At 42.9% G+C, this 14,596-nt stretch carries 13 protein-coding genes and 4 tRNA genes; 6 read left to right on the top strand and 11 right to left on the bottom strand.

Going from position 1 to position 14,596, the window contains the following annotated elements:
- Positions 1-20: 20 nt before the first annotated feature.
- On the bottom strand, positions 21-845 hold the full coding sequence (gene dapF, locus EL244_RS16735) for a diaminopimelate epimerase (protein WP_039854887.1): 825 nt from the start codon (positions 843-845) through the stop codon (positions 21-23).
- Between the two features lie 21 nt (positions 846-866).
- Positions 867-1,052: an LPS translocon maturation chaperone LptM gene (gene lptM, locus EL244_RS16740; protein ID WP_006814595.1), complete on the bottom strand. Its 186-nt coding sequence runs from the start codon at positions 1,050-1,052 to the stop codon at positions 867-869.
- A 214-nt stretch (positions 1,053-1,266) separates the two neighbouring features.
- Between lptM and cyaY the strand changes: the two genes are divergently transcribed.
- Positions 1,267-1,584, top strand: a complete 318-nt coding sequence (gene cyaY, locus EL244_RS16745) for an iron donor protein CyaY (protein ID WP_006814596.1) — start codon at positions 1,267-1,269, stop codon at positions 1,582-1,584.
- A gap of 55 nt (positions 1,585-1,639) precedes the next feature.
- On the opposite strand, the gene EL244_RS16750 is transcribed toward cyaY, so the two are convergent.
- Positions 1,640-4,213 (bottom strand): class I adenylate cyclase, encoded by a 2,574-nt coding sequence (locus tag EL244_RS16750; RefSeq protein ID WP_115164777.1) that lies wholly within the window; start codon positions 4,211-4,213, stop codon positions 1,640-1,642.
- A gap of 617 nt (positions 4,214-4,830) precedes the next feature.
- Here EL244_RS16750 and hemC point away from each other — a divergent pair.
- The 5 genes from hemC (at position 4,831) to EL244_RS16775 (ending at position 9,493) form a co-directional block, all read left to right on the top strand.
- The gene (gene hemC / locus EL244_RS16755; RefSeq protein WP_126462421.1) at positions 4,831-5,775 is read left to right on the top strand and encodes a hydroxymethylbilane synthase; all 945 of its coding nucleotides are present in this window, start codon (positions 4,831-4,833) and stop codon (positions 5,773-5,775) included.
- Positions 5,772-6,527, top strand: a complete 756-nt coding sequence (locus tag EL244_RS16760) for a uroporphyrinogen-III synthase (RefSeq protein ID WP_126462423.1) — start codon at positions 5,772-5,774, stop codon at positions 6,525-6,527. Before hemC ends, EL244_RS16760 begins: the two co-directional genes overlap by 4 nt.
- A gap of 3 nt (positions 6,528-6,530) precedes the next feature.
- On the top strand, positions 6,531-7,805 hold the full coding sequence (gene hemX, locus EL244_RS16765; RefSeq protein ID WP_126462426.1) for a uroporphyrinogen-III C-methyltransferase: 1,275 nt from the start codon (positions 6,531-6,533) through the stop codon (positions 7,803-7,805).
- Between the two features lie 2 nt (positions 7,806-7,807).
- A complete protein-coding gene (gene hemY, locus EL244_RS16770) occupies positions 7,808-9,007 on the top strand; it encodes a protoheme IX biogenesis protein HemY (protein ID WP_126462429.1) in 1,200 nt (399 codons plus the stop codon).
- Between the two features lie 255 nt (positions 9,008-9,262).
- The gene (locus tag EL244_RS16775; RefSeq protein ID WP_006814603.1) at positions 9,263-9,493 is read left to right on the top strand and encodes a DUF4014 domain-containing protein; all 231 of its coding nucleotides are present in this window, start codon (positions 9,263-9,265) and stop codon (positions 9,491-9,493) included.
- A gap of 269 nt (positions 9,494-9,762) precedes the next feature.
- On the opposite strand, the gene EL244_RS18355 is transcribed toward EL244_RS16775, so the two are convergent.
- From EL244_RS18355 to wzyE, 8 genes are all read right to left on the bottom strand, one after another.
- Positions 9,763-9,897, bottom strand: a complete 135-nt coding sequence (locus tag EL244_RS18355; RefSeq protein WP_265497414.1) for a hypothetical protein — start codon at positions 9,895-9,897, stop codon at positions 9,763-9,765.
- A 356-nt stretch (positions 9,898-10,253) separates the two neighbouring features.
- A tRNA-Pro gene (locus EL244_RS16780) sits at positions 10,254-10,330 on the bottom strand.
- Between the two features lie 42 nt (positions 10,331-10,372).
- Positions 10,373-10,458: transfer RNA gene (locus tag EL244_RS16785), tRNA-Leu, on the bottom strand.
- 16 nt (positions 10,459-10,474) lie between these two features.
- Positions 10,475-10,550, bottom strand: a tRNA-His gene (locus EL244_RS16790).
- A 79-nt stretch (positions 10,551-10,629) separates the two neighbouring features.
- Positions 10,630-10,706, bottom strand: a tRNA-Arg gene (locus EL244_RS16795).
- Positions 10,707-10,868: 162 nt separating this feature from the next.
- Positions 10,869-12,248, bottom strand: a complete 1,380-nt coding sequence (gene thrP / locus EL244_RS16800) for a bifunctional threonine/serine APC transporter ThrP (RefSeq protein ID WP_039854890.1) — start codon at positions 12,246-12,248, stop codon at positions 10,869-10,871.
- A gap of 238 nt (positions 12,249-12,486) precedes the next feature.
- The gene (gene wecG / locus EL244_RS16805) at positions 12,487-13,224 is read right to left on the bottom strand and encodes a lipopolysaccharide N-acetylmannosaminouronosyltransferase (RefSeq protein WP_006814606.1); all 738 of its coding nucleotides are present in this window, start codon (positions 13,222-13,224) and stop codon (positions 12,487-12,489) included.
- Positions 13,225-13,233: 9 nt separating this feature from the next.
- Positions 13,234-14,589 (bottom strand): ECA oligosaccharide polymerase, encoded by a 1,356-nt coding sequence (wzyE, locus tag EL244_RS16810; RefSeq protein WP_112837585.1) that lies wholly within the window; start codon positions 14,587-14,589, stop codon positions 13,234-13,236.
- Positions 14,590-14,596 lie beyond the last annotated feature (7 nt).

A 14,596-nucleotide genomic window follows, 5' to 3' on the forward strand; every position in this document is an offset into this window, starting at 1 on the left:
CCCTCTTTACTCGATCAAGATTAAATTTGGATCACTCCATCATAAACATGGGTTGCAGGACCAGTCATATATAACGGCGTACCTGGGCCATCCCAACTAATATCGAGAGAACCACCCGGTAAGTCGACACGAACTCGTTTCGATAGTAAACCTTGCCCAATACCGACTGCTACCGCAGCACACGCACCACTACCGCAGGCTTGTGTTTCCCCAGCGCCACGCTCATACACACGTAAACGAATATGTTCAGCACTCACGATTTCCATAAAACCGATATTTGCGCGCTCTGGGAATCTTTCGTGGCTTTCAAGTGCAGGACCTAATACCTCAACTTCTGCGGTCTGCACACTTTCCACTTGGACAACGCAATGGGGATTTCCCATTGAAACAACACCACATAACACTGTACGTTCTTGCGCACGAATAATATAGGTCTTTTCTTCTTTTACCGCGCGAAATGGGACTTTTTGAGGCTCAAATTCTGGCTCCCCCATATTGACACACACGTCATCATTTTCATTAATAGTGAGGGTCATTCGTCCGGATTGTGTGCTAACTTTAATTTTTTGTTTATTCGTTAACCCTTTCAGGCGAACAAAGCGAGCGAAACAACGCGCACCATTTCCACACTGCGCAACTTCGCTTCCATCAGCGTTAAAAATACGATAATGAAAGTCGAGATCCGGGTCATAAGGCGCTTCGACTAATAAAAGCTGGTCAAAACCGACTCCAGTATGCCTATCAGCAAGACGGCAAATCAGTTCTGGTGAGAAATAGACATTCTGAGTAACGCCATCGACCACCATAAAATCATTGCCTAAACCATGCATTTTTGAGAACTGCATTTCTCGTTCCATAACAGCGGCTTACTGTTTATTCGTAGCCGCAGCAGGCTCTTGGGTCGAGCTGCTTGGCGCTTTAGCTTGAGGTGCTGATTTTGCTGGAGTCTCAACGCTTTCTTCAGGCGGAAAATACAGAGGGCCCTTTAAGCCACAGCCAGTTAGGGTGAATAAAACGATCAGTGCACTAAGCCCAAATAAACTTTTTTTCATTGTGTTTCGCCTGTAAGACTAAATTTTGAGATCTGATATTTCACACAGTAACAGGTGTCGCTTTTCAAATCACGCCTGTTTATCAAACATATTAATATTATATACGTTAAATAATTCAAATGGCATCTCGGCATTCGAGAATGACGAGTTTGACCCTTGAACCTATTCAACCCTATAATTTCGGCTAAATAAAAATATAAACAGGAAACAGACTATGAACGATAGTGAATTTCATCAGTTAGCAGAGCAATTACTGAGTTCAATTGAAGAGCATATTGATAATTATGATGGCGATGCCGATATTGATAGCGAAATCAATGGTGGCGTTATGACGCTAAGCTTCGAAGATGGCAGTAAAATTATCATCAACAAACAAGAAGCTTTTCACCAAATCTGGTTAGCGACTAAACAAGGCGGCTATCACTATAATTATCAAGATGGTAAGTGGATTTGCGACCGTTCTGGTCAAGAATTTCTCTCGATGCTAGGTAATGCGATTACCTTCCAAAGCCACACTCCATTTTCTTTTTAATTACACAGACAGAGGCTAATTAATCCGCTCTGTCTGCGGTTAAAATAATAGAAAATTAGTAATATTGTGCGTGCTGAGGCTGAGTTTGATTCTGCTGAGGCGCATGATCTATCTCATGTTCATCTTCTGGCGTAAATGGCCATGTGGCGCCCGAAAAAGCCGTTACTTGGCTTTTGCCATCCTGGACGACAATTTGGTAAAACTGAGGTAGATTGAAGTTGATAAAATTCGCCCCATAAGTAAAACGGTCATGGGAAGACGAGTAGAATTTGCTGACATCGCGAACTAAATCTTCTTTTGAGCCTTCACAATGGGAATAAATCTCCACGCGATTGGCCTCATCCAGTACATAAATATTAAAGCCGGTATTATCAGGGGTATTTTCAAAGAAAAATTGGACAATACCTTCACTGGCATAACCATCCACAACCGCAGGTAGAGAGTTATCCCCTTTGGCTTGTAACTTCACTGGCCAGCCATGCAATTTGTTATGGGAAATAGCACCATAGAATTCCACTGCATTTTCCAATTTTTGCACAGAGACATTCAAACGCTCAAAGAATAGCCCCCATGTTTGCCCAGCAATTCGTAATGCTTTGAAGCGACCAGGCTCATTACGGTTACTGGATAAACGCAATTCAACACACTCAGAAACTAATTGTTGTACACGAGTACGAATCAACCCACGCAAATGCTCGCTATAGCAGAAGACTTCTACGGCTTCTGGTGGCGCTGCATCCTGATGCATTTTGCCTAAAATCGTTTTAAGCGCTTCGAGCATGCACTGTTCACCACTGAAATGCAGGGTACGCACTTCATTCCATGAATTGCGGTACAACAAGTCAATGCTACCAATTAAGCAATTTTGAGATTCACCAAAACTAAAAATATCCAGCTTTCTGAAATCCACATGTACTACTTGCTCAGAATAAACCTGTGTAGGATCTTTTTCTAAGTTAACAATAATGGCTAAATGGCGGATTTCACAAGGGCTATACAGCGCTTTAGGGGTCGGTGCTGGCAATCTAATTGGGAAGTGGCTAGAAACGTCATGCATTAACTCAAGTAGCTTACGTTCATCACACTGTGATTTACCGTGGTGCATATACACTTGGGTATTTTCAGTCAGTAACCCATTAAAATACGCCCACGCCACCAGTTTATTCAGATAGCGGTTATATTCTAATGGTTGATGCCCAATAATCGCATCGACCTGTGGAGCTTGATTGTATAAGTACCATCCACTACGATTTGCACGCCCTTCGGGTACATAAATAAACGTCAGGTGCTGTTCACTAAGATCTGGAGAAATTTGAGGATTCACCAGTGTTACTTTACCTGGCAGTGCTTCAAATGCAGCATATAACTTACGGGTTAATACCCCAATATCCTGAGGGCTAGCACTAACACTTAAATTATTACGGCGAGCAAAGCGGATCAAGTTACGATAGCTTTGCATCATGGTATCGAGTAGCTCATTGTGAGCTTCACGAACACGCTCAATTTTCCATTGATTACGGCTGTCTAATACCGCTAAACGCTCTGCACTCCATCCCCACGATTCCACTAATTGGGAAAGCACATCACGACGCCAGCCTGAGCATTGATCTCCGTCATCTTCAGAAAGTTTTTCGCAGACTTTCAGATAAAAGCAGCGGCGAATTAAATCTAAACGCGTTAAATCGTTAATTTCCGTTAGATAACGAGTCACACGCTCTAACATCAAACAATAGGAATCTAGCCCATAACAGACAATTTCACCGGCATGTAAGTGGCGCTTGAACTCCATTGCCAATAATTTACCGTTGGGATAATCCCATGAGTAAGACTCTAAAAGGATACTTTTTAATACCGCTTTATAGGGGGAATCGACACTTTTATACAGTTGCCATAAACTCGCACCAAAGTACTCAGCCGCAGAAAGCTCACCCAAACCACCTAAATCTAGCCACTCATTAGGCGTGAGAACCCCTTGCGCATACAATCCCATGACATATTCATCGTAGTGAGGCTCTTCTTCAACAGGAACCATCGTCCATAACAGACGTTTTCCCGCCATACGAACTGCGGTACGATAAAACTCATCCAATAACAGGATATGCTGGGTTGAACCGCAATCTTCACCACCAATATGCCCGCTGGCATTATGGCGAAAACGGTTTTCATCGATTAAAAAGACTGTAACATCAATCCCTAAAGATGCAGCCCACTGCTCGATAAGCGTACATTTTTTCTGTAGAAGGCGTTTTTCATCATGGTCTAACCACGATGGATGGCAAACCCAAACATCGATATCAGAACAGTGACTTTGTCCTATAGATGAAGTGCTCCCCATAGAATAAATGCCTGTAATAGGCAGTTCACCGTTGGCTTGGTTGTCTATTGGGAGGAAGCGTTCGAATTGTTCCAGCCATTTAAGCTGATCGGAATCTGGAGAGAAAAAACACACGCCATGAGGGACATTGCCTTCAATATAACCTGGCATCATTGGATGATGATAATGAAACAAAACAGGCAATAGGCTATAAACCTTCGAAAAGGTTTCGCTCATAGATGCCGTCGCACGCTCCAACCGAAGCTGGTTTATCGCATCAAGTCTTTGTTTTAAAGTTTCAATATAGAGGTACAAAGGTTACGCCTGACTGAATGAATGTAATGACATACCTGGGATTTTTCCCAGCACCCAACAGATAGAGAAAAACTTAAATTACTTTTCAAATGAATTGTCGGAAACGTGATCAATTTAACACCTTGCAGCAAAAGGGTAAAGTAGATCACATTATTTTTCCCGCTGATTTTTAGTACAAATAATTTTTCAACATATTGTATAAAAAGACTTTTTATTTTTGTAATGGTGAAATATCCCTTGTTTTTCAATGGAATAATATCATCCTTTGATATTGTACAATTCAAAATCAATTTTATAGGGCATTAAGTTCAATGCGCACAGGGTCTACGCTTGCACGCTTCAACAAAACGTTGAGAAAATTCGGACTGGTAAGACCTAATAAATAGCACAAATAGCTAAATGAATTTGCTAGATAGATCCTTTTTTTATCTGTTTTTTCCTTTTTCGAGTATCGAAATCCCCCTTTTAAAGAAAATTTAACTCGCCACGCACATCAAAGAATGATGCCCTAAAAATGCTTATCCAGTGAGCAACTGGAAAAATGACCGCTAACATGTTAAAACTAACGCCAAATATATGGTTAATCTGCGGCAATATTCGCCAGAGAAAACAGTGAAATGACTTCAACAAATATCGTACGTATCGCGACACGCAAGAGCCCTCTCGCCTTATGGCAAGCCTATTTTGTGAAAGCAAAATTAGAGCAGCTGCATCCTAATTTACAGGTTGAGCTTGTGCCGATGGTCACCAAAGGCGATATCATTTTAGATACTCCACTAGCCAAAGTGGGTGGAAAAGGCTTATTTGTCAAAGAATTAGAGCTTTCATTATTAGAAGGTCGTGCTGATATTGCCGTGCATTCCATGAAGGATGTGCCTGTTGAATTTCCTGAGGGTTTAGGCTTAGTAACCATTTGTGAGCGAGAAGACCCTCGGGATGCTTTCGTATCAAATCACTACGCCAATATTGACGAATTACCCGCCGGTAGCATTGTGGGTACTTCGAGCCTACGCCGCCAGTGCCAACTGAAAGAACTACGCCCAGACTTAGTCATTCGTGACTTACGAGGTAATGTCGGCACTCGCCTATCAAAATTGGATAACGGCGAATATGATGCAATTATCTTGGCCGTTGCAGGGTTAAAACGCTTAGAGCTTGACGAAAGAATTAAAACCGCCTTAGAACCAGAGCTGTCTCTTCCTGCAGTCGGTCAGGGTGCTGTCGGTATCGAATGCCGTCTTGATGACCAGCGTACTCGCGATTTGCTCGCTAAACTTAATCATGATGAAACATCTATTTGTGTTTTAGCGGAACGCGCAATGAATATGCGCCTAGAAGGTGGCTGCCAAGTTCCCATCGGTAGCTATGCCATTTGGCAAGATAACAAAATTTGGTTACGTGCATTAGTCGGCGCGCCAGATGGTAGCACCGTAATACGAGGCGAACGTCTCGTCGAACCTGAACACGCGACTCAAGCGGGCATCGCCTTAGCCGAAGAATTACTGGATAAAGGTGCCCGTGAAATTCTTGCAGAAGTCTATAAAGGGAATCCACCTGCATGAGAGTCCTTGTTACTCGCCCCGAGCCATCCGGTTCGGAGCTAATAACAGCAATCAATGCAACAGGGAACGAAGCCTATGCCTCCCCTCTGATTAAAATCGGTGCGGGTGCAGAGTTAAATTTACTATCACAGCACCTTGATGGATTATCAGAAAATGACCTCGTTTTTCTTTTATCCAAAAATGCAGTCTGGTATGCGAATTTAAGATTGCAACAAACAGGACGGAACTGGTCAGATAAGTTATCCTATTATGGTATAGGTCGCTCAACAGGGCACTATTTTCAGCAAATTACAGGTAAACCAATCCGCTGGGCTGAAAGTGGAGAAACCAGTGAAGTGTTACTGACACATCCTGATCTCCAATGTTTAGCAGGAAAACGCGCTTTGCTACTGCGCGGGAATGGGGGACGAGAACTGCTCGCCTCAACATTAAAAGCCCGGGGTGCTGAAGTCGAGTATTGCGAATGCTATGCAAGACACCCAGTGCAATACGACAAGATAGAATTCAACCAAAAATGGTTTCACGCTGATATCACTGACATCGTGATTACCAGTGGTCAAATGTTAGCTTTACTTAACGAATTACTCGCTGAAAACATGAAACAATGGTGGTTTTCCCGCCGACTGCTGGTTGTCAGCGAACGAATTGCAGAGCAGGCTCGCCAAAATGGCTGGCGCAGAGTTTGCGTATCCAATAGCGCAGATAATTCTGCTTTGCTTGAAGCATTAATTTCAACCGACATGGGATGCTAATTTATGACGGAACAAGACAAAACAGCCGACAAGGTTAACGATGAAGAAGTGAGCACGGAGAAACAGGATACTCACCAAACCTCCACATCCTCAAAGCAAAAACGTTCTGGTCTTGCAGTCAGTGCGATCGCCATTGCGATCCTCGTCGTTATAGGCGGCGGAATGTACTATTTTACTCAACAAAGTAATTCGCAATTAGTCCATGATAATAACCAACTCAAGCAGCAAATTAGTGAGTTAATCGAACAGCAAAATGCAGACCGGCAGCGTGTCGATGCGCTGATTTCAACAAATACAGAATTGAAAAATCATGCGCGCGACTATGAAGAGCAACTCAATCGTCGGATGCAAGAACTGCAAGCCCACGTGACTTCCCTCTCCAGTTCTGATGTCAAAAATTGGCTGATCGCGCAAGCAGATTTCATGGTAAAAATGGCCGGTCGTAAACTGTGGAATGACCATGATCCTGTAACCGCAGCGGTGCTATTAAAAAGTGCCGATACCAGCCTTGCAGAAATGAATGACCCAAGTTTGCTGGATGTTCGTAAAGCCATTTCTAGTGATATGGCTCGCTTAGCTGCCATCAACCAAATCGATTACGATGGGATTATCCTACGTTTAAATCAACTCAGTAATGAGGTGGATAATCTGCGTCTTGCCGATCTCAATAATGGTGATGCCCCAGAAGAAGCGAATACGGATATCAGTGAAGATATTTCAGATTGGCAACAAAATTTAGCACGCAGCTGGAAAAGTTTTACCAGTGACTTTATTACCGTACGTGCCCGTGATGGTTCTGAAGCTCCATTACTCGCGCCCAACCAAGATATTTATCTGCGTGAAAATATCCGCTCTCAGCTATTAATTGCGGCTCAAGCTGTACCTCGCTACCAAGAAGAAACGTACAAACAATCTCTTGAACAAGCATCAACATGGGTACGCGCTTACTTTGATGTCGAAGCACCTGCAACCAAAGCATTTTTAACGGAATTGGATGACCTAATCAATCAACCAATAGATGTAGACATGCCTGAATCATTAGAGAGCCAAGCGAAACTCGAAAAACTGATGCAAACCCGTGTACGCAATTTACTCTCACAGTCGGATAATCCTGCGGGTGAAGCTGTCGATGCCGCAGCGCAAGCAGTAAAAAAAGAGAGTGACATCGCCGCTGATACCGCCATTCCAGCTGACGCTCAAACTCACACCGAAACACCGGAAGTTGCCGCAGCAGCGCCAGTTACTGACGCGGCGAAATCCCCTGAGAATAAGGGGTAATTATGATTAAAGTATTTATTCTCTTTATCGTCTTAATTGCGGGAGTGATCTTAGGTCCACTACTTGCTGGGCATCAGGGTTACGTATTTATTCGCACTGACGATTACGACATCACAACCAGTGTGACTAGCCTAGTCCTCTGTTTTATCCTGCTACAGTTTGTGCTGCTATTCCTTGGATGGTGTTACCGCCGTTTTATGAGTACAACATCCCGCACTAAAGGTTGGTTAACTGGCCATAAATACCATAAAGCACATACTCAAACCCAAAAAGCATTATTGAAGCTTGCTGAAGGGGACTTAGAGCAAGTTGAGAAATTAATGAGTAAGCACGCTGACTATTCTCAACAGCCCGTAATTAACTACCTGATGGCCGCAGAAGCAGCTCAACAGCGCGGTGACAGCTACCGCACTCACCAATACTTAGATCGTGCTGCGGAAGCGGCAGGCCGAGACCAACTGCCCGTGGATATTAGCCGAGTACGAATTCAGCTTGCTGAAGGTGAAATTTATGCGGCACGTAATGGTATCGACCGACTCCTTGAGCAAGCACCACGCCACCCTGCCATTTTACGTTTAGCAGAACAAGCCTACTTAAGTTCAGGTGCCTATCAAGCGTTAATAGAATTACTGCCTATTATGGCAAAGGTTCAGTTACACAGTGAAGATGAACTAGAGTCACTAAAACTTAAAGCTTACAAAGGGTTAATGAACCAATTTATGGCTGAAAGTGGCAGTGATGGCTTGAAAAAATGGTGGAAAACTCAGCCACGAAAAGTGCGCCATGAAATTCCTCTGCAAGCTTTTTTAGCGGAACATTTAATTGAATGTGGCGATACAGTTAGCGCAGAAAAAATAATCGTAGATGGCTTGAAGCAGCAATATGATGAGCGTCTGTTGCTGTTAGTTCCAAAACTCAACAGTGAACAACCAGAAGTCATAGAAAAAATATTGCTGGGCTTAGTTAAGCATGCTGGAGCCACTGCACTATTAAATAGCACGTTAGGGCAGATTGCCCTACAACATGCTCAGTGGGAAAAAGCAGAAAGCTACTTTAAAGCTGCATTAGCACAGCGCTTCGATGCATACGATGCTGCATGGCTGGCAGATGCCTATGATAAACTTCATAAACCAAATGAAGCTGCGAAAATCCGTCAGGAAGCGCTCACCCACTCATTAAAAAGTGATCGAACCAAATCCTAGCATCCCACATAACTCTATTTTCGCACCAAGCTCCTCCTAATAAGAGGAGCTTTTTTATCGCTTATGTTCCATTCTTCACACTTAGCTATCTTGATTAGATAATTAAAATAAGCATCTTTTTATTAGTATGCTCTATGATAATTAAGTAATCATTCAATAGTCGCAGCAAACCATTTATTGCTATGTTATAAAAGAGATACATCGTGTATAAATGATCGTATACATTTCCGCTTTGAATAAATTCAGGATAGAGACATGAATGTAGTTAAAACTCTCTGGCATTGGATTGTGGCGAGCCAAAATCGCTTACAGATCTTTTTTGACCTGCTGCTACTGATTTTGTCCCCATTTATTTTTATTTCGATAATTGGCTTCAATACCGCAGATCTCAACAAAGATATCTTTATTATTACCTTCATTATTATCGCCTATACCTACGTGACCCGCTGGATCAGTAAATGGTTAAGCAAAGAGAAGAGCGCGTAATATTAGAATGGTGAATCTTCCCTAACCAATTTAAAAATTGTTAGGGAAGTCAATCCGTACTGAAAGCAAAAAAAACACCTGCCGAAGCAGGTGTAAATATACAATCAGGTCTACAGACGGATGGTGCCTCACTCAACGTTTCGCCCGTTCGCTGATGGTAAGAGGATTAGCTCTTGATCATCTAAATTGGACAATAGGCACCGTATAATCGGCTTTGCGTCATCCCTTGGTTTATGAAGCTAGGCTGTCATAATAAGTGGGATGAGCATCTACAAAGTTAATAATGCAGAATGCATGCCAACTTCATTAAAATTCATAATTTTTCTTTTTTTCATCCGTATCTCTGTAGTTTTAAACATAATTTTTCTTTTATACTCTTTATGATTTTTTAATACCCATTTCATACCCACCCCCCTTCAGTTCGATTCAGCTATTCCGTCTCAATTTAGAGACAGCTTATAATAACTATCATTTTATTTATATAAATCAATGGGTAATATGTCTCTTTTTGGAGACAACAAAAGGTGGGTTTGTATCAGATCTGAGACAATATTTTTTTCATATATAAATCAATATATTATCTATACACATGAATAGTAATGATTCTTGTTAAACTGTAATCCATTGGGGTCACTGTAGACATGAAAAAATCAAATAATAAATAAAAAGGGATAAATAAAAAGCTAGAAAGGAAAAGGAAAAGGAAAATTTTTGGCGTATAAAACAAAAACCCCGCTCAATTGAGCGGGGTTCTCTAAATTGGTCGGCGAGAGAGGATTCGAACCTCCGACCCACTGGTCCCAAACCAGTTGCGCTACCAAGCTGCGCTACTCGCCGAAATTTTACTGCGCTAGGCAGTGACTCCATACATTCTTTTCGTGGTGCGAAAGGGGGGACTTGAACCCCCACGTCCATAGGACACTAACACCTGAAGCTAGCGCGTCTACCAATTCCGCCACCCTCGCAATATCACAAAAAAAATGGGGTGGCTAATGGGACTCGAACCCACGACAACTGGAATCACAATCCAGGGCTCTACCAACTGAGCTATAGCCACCATAACTTCACTTATTTCAAAGCGTTGTCATAGTACAACATGCAACTTCATTTTGCCACCGTAGCTTGTCACCATTTGATGGTGCGCCCGACAGGATTCGAACCTGAGACCTCTGCCTCCGGAGGGCAGCGCTCTATCCAGCTGAGCTACGGGCGCTTAACGCCGTTGCGGGAGAGGATAGTACGGATTTATCCTCCTGCTGTCTAGTCCTTTTTGCAATAAAAATATCGATTGCTTGCCTTTTATTCATTTTGTCGAGAAAGAGAGCATTTTTTCTCTCTTCCCCTCCAAATAACCCATTTTTGTGAATAAAATATTTTACGACTGCTGACTATTTGTTCGATTTAAAAACCGAATTAAAAAATACAGCACCGAAACCGTTAATAAAAAGATAGCGCCCACAATTAGCGATAAACGAGTTTCTGGATTAATTGCCATTCCGACTAATACACAGCCTAAAAATAGCAATGTCGCATAGTTAACCCATGGGAATAGAATCGATTTAAAGGTATGTCCCGCCATGTGCTGTTGGTTTTGTTTACGAAAACGTAGCTGGCTGGTCAGTATGACCAACCAAGGAACCATTCCTGGCAACACACTGGCACTATACACATACACAAACACTTTCTCTGGATTCGGAATCAGGTAATTCAAGCTAGAGCCTGCAACCAAACATAAGATGGTGAAACCGACACAGCGGGCAGGAACCCCACTTTTCGTCAATTTCAGCAGCGAACTCGGTAACTGCTTATTCTGCGCCAACGCATACAGCATTCTCCCACCGCTATACATGCCGCTATTACAGCCCGAAAGTGCCGCAGTCAGCACTACAAAGTTAATCACCGCTGCCGCAGAGACAATCCCCACCTTAGCAAACGTCATCACAAATGGGCTACCTTGCTGCCCGACCTCTGTCCACGGAAATAAAGTCACCACAATAAAAATTGCGCCGACATAAAAAATCAAAATACGCCACAGAATATTATTGATGGCTTTTTTCAATGTGACTTGCGGATTTTTAGCTTCACCCGCAGTAATCCCCACCAGCTCGACACCTTGATACGACGCCACCACAATACACAGAGCAAACAAGAAACCTTGCCACCCCCCAGCGAAGAAACCGCCATGTTCTGTAAGGTTGCCTAAGCCAATCGGCTGAAAATTATTACCCAGACCAAAGAAAATCAACCCAAGCCCAATCAGTATCATCACCACGATGGTCGTCACTTTGATCATGGCAAACCAAAATTCCAGCTCCCCATAGAGCCTAACCGCTGCTAAATTAGCTAAAGCCACTAATACGACGGCGACCATGGCAAATATCCATTGAGGGACATCAGGGAACCAATATTTGGCATATTCCCCTATCGCGGTGATCTCTGAGATACCCACAGCCACCCACATAAACCAGTAGCCCCAAGCCGTTAAGCAACCCCAAAATGGACTTAAATATTTATACCCAAATGAAGCAAATGAGCCAGTGACGGGCTCAAGAAACAACATTTCCCCCATCGAACGCATAATAAAAAAGACAAATAGCCCAGCAATAATATAGGCTAACAAAACCGATGGGCCAGCCCATTTCAACGTACTTGCAGAGCCCATAAACAGCCCTACACCAATCGTTCCACCAAGTGCAATTAACTCAATATGACGAGCCTCAAGCCCCCGTTGCAAGCCTTGCTGCGGCTTCTCCATAAATTCCCCTGTCATTAATAGTGATTCAATATCCGTAGCTTTAATGGCAATTGCCTTATTAGAAATCGCTACTTACAATCGAAAATGTCATAAAAACACATGATCGCCCCAAGATACCGTGAGATCTCTTAGGCTGCATCTATTTTTGAAGGATTATAGAAATATTTGAAAAAAGAGACCAGCAATTACGCCAGTCTCATTTATTGGAGGGCTTGTACAGCTTATCGCCAGAAGGTTTTTATAGCTTACCGCCATAGTAATAGCCCAAGAATTTGAGCAATTTAAACTGGCGTTTAATTCGGGTTGGTTGGGATAGAAGACGATACAGCCACTCTAGCCCTAAATTCTGCCATACCTTTGGTGCTCGCTTAACATGCCCAGTAAAGACATCGTAAGTCCCGCCGACGCCCATATATAAGGCGTCTGGATGCACTTTGCGACAATCACGCATAAAGATTTCTTGCTTAGGCGATCCCATGGCAACCGTGACAATTTTTGCGCCACTCCCACGGATACGTTCAAATAATGCATCCCGATCTTCCGCAGTGAAATATCCATCTTGGGAACCCACAATATTCACATTCCACTGAGAACGTAATTTACTGGTTGTTTGTTCCAAAATATCCGGTTTACCACCCACTAAAAAAACGGGCGTGCCCTCTTTTCCTGCGCGTTCCATTAAGCCTTCCCATAGGTCAGCTCCAGCAACACGAGAGACTTCTGCTTGCGGGTATTTACGGCGAATAGCCCGTACAATGCTGATCCCATCTGCATACAGATATTCAGCCTGACCCAATAAGGTATTCAAGGCGGAATCTTGTTCAGCAATCATCACTTTTTCAGCGTTGATCGCCACTAATGTACCGGTCTTGGTCTCACCGCCAGCAAACAGATAATCTAAAAAATGGGCCATGTTTTTGAAGCCCCAAATATTATGACCTCTGATGCTATATTGAGGAATTGATGACTGTTCCATGCTGCTCCTTTAACGGCTTTCCCGTTGCCCACTTCGTAGATAAGAAGAGGCTTTAATACGAATAAGACCCGCACTTTCAAATAACCAGTACAGTAATTTTGCTAATACCAGACAGAGTCCGAATACTAAACAGAAAAAGACCACTCGCGACACAAAGGAATCAACACCTTCGCGCGCTAAAACAATCATATTGAAAATCGCACCAAAGCAAAATGCCTGCATAATCGCCGCTTTATAACGATTTGGCTCTTTCAAACTCATGCCATAAATCCAGTCAAACCACTTGATAATCAGCCCAACCACAATGGCGCCGAGAGGAATAAATAACAATCCGCCCATCACGACTAATGACCCAATTAAAGTGGGTGAAATAGCTAAGCCTGAGTGATTATTCAGAACTTCCCACGTAAAGTAGTTCGCTGAGTTCAGCACGGTATCAGGACGTTCTGGCCATACCCATGATGGAATAAATACATAGAAATCCCGAACAATGGGCGCTAAACCTTGGAATTCCATCTGGTCATAATAACTGAGTAATAACGCTAAGTTTTCCCACGGTGAGAACGTATCGCGAGTTAGGTACAGGAAGGTATAAAATGCCTCCGCCCCGCTCACATCCAGCCCATAACGTTTTAGGGCTAACCAGAACATGCCCACAATACTTGCAACACCCGCAGCCGCCAGCATCCATAACGTAATCCAGCCTCTCACAATTCCAATAAACAGGAACAAGGCAAATGCCAGAATGATGTTAGCGCGCGTTCCACCCACAATCACATAGGTTAAGAAGCCAAATGCTACCGTACTAATCAGGAAGAAAAACCAGCGTTTTTGCGTCGGATTTAAGAAATAAACGATCAACATGGCAGGGATAAAAAAGTAGAAAAAGCGTTTTAGTGCAACACCAGAAACCTGACTAGAAAATATCTGACTGTAAGACTTCAGCTTAAATAGCAAGAAGCCATTTTCCATGAAGAAAATGCCGACCGTGACAACCGCGACCGAGATTAATAATAGGCAGGTTAAGTTGGTTTCAACTTTATTCATGCTAAATAGTGCACGCCGCTGGGTATCTACCTGTTTTGTTAGCCTTGTTTTGTATGCCACATAATAAATTGCATAAAAACTCGTCGACGCTAACATCGCATACATTAAATAATCAGCGGGAACCACTGCAACATCAAACTGGAACACTAAGGCGCAAGTTAACGGAAAACCGAAGTAAAACGTCAACAAATACAACATTGAGAAGAAAATATTAAAGTTAAAACGCACGCGTAAAAATTCTTTATACAGCAGCGTGCCAATAAAAATAATTGATATCAGGTAAATCAGCGCTAAGCCACCTAATTCTAAAAGTGTCATGCTCGAT

Origin of the sequence: Providencia rustigianii (assembly GCF_900637755.1) — a bacterium.
GTDB lineage: Bacteria > Pseudomonadota > Gammaproteobacteria > Enterobacterales > Enterobacteriaceae > Providencia > Providencia rustigianii.

Coding starts and splice junctions, on each gene's coding strand:
- EL244_RS16760 (WP_126462423.1), top strand. CDS start 5,772: ATGAGAGTCCTTGTTACTCGCCCCGAGCCATCCGGTTCGGAGCTAATA.
- hemC (WP_126462421.1), top strand. CDS start 4,831: ATGACTTCAACAAATATCGTACGTATCGCGACACGCAAGAGCCCTCTC.
- wecG (WP_006814606.1), bottom strand. CDS start 13,224: ATGGAACAGTCATCAATTCCTCAATATAGCATCAGAGGTCATAATATT.
- lptM (WP_006814595.1), bottom strand. CDS start 1,052: ATGAAAAAAAGTTTATTTGGGCTTAGTGCACTGATCGTTTTATTCACC.
- EL244_RS18355 (WP_265497414.1), bottom strand. CDS start 9,897: ATGAAATGGGTATTAAAAAATCATAAAGAGTATAAAAGAAAAATTATG.
- thrP (WP_039854890.1), bottom strand. CDS start 12,248: ATGGAGAAGCCGCAGCAAGGCTTGCAACGGGGGCTTGAGGCTCGTCAT.
- EL244_RS16775 (WP_006814603.1), top strand. CDS start 9,263: ATGAATGTAGTTAAAACTCTCTGGCATTGGATTGTGGCGAGCCAAAAT.
- cyaY (WP_006814596.1), top strand. CDS start 1,267: ATGAACGATAGTGAATTTCATCAGTTAGCAGAGCAATTACTGAGTTCA.
- dapF (WP_039854887.1), bottom strand. CDS start 845: ATGCAGTTCTCAAAAATGCATGGTTTAGGCAATGATTTTATGGTGGTC.
- wzyE (WP_112837585.1), bottom strand. CDS start 14,589: ATGACACTTTTAGAATTAGGTGGCTTAGCGCTGATTTACCTGATATCA.
- hemX (WP_126462426.1), top strand. CDS start 6,531: ATGACGGAACAAGACAAAACAGCCGACAAGGTTAACGATGAAGAAGTG.
- hemY (WP_126462429.1), top strand. CDS start 7,808: ATGATTAAAGTATTTATTCTCTTTATCGTCTTAATTGCGGGAGTGATC.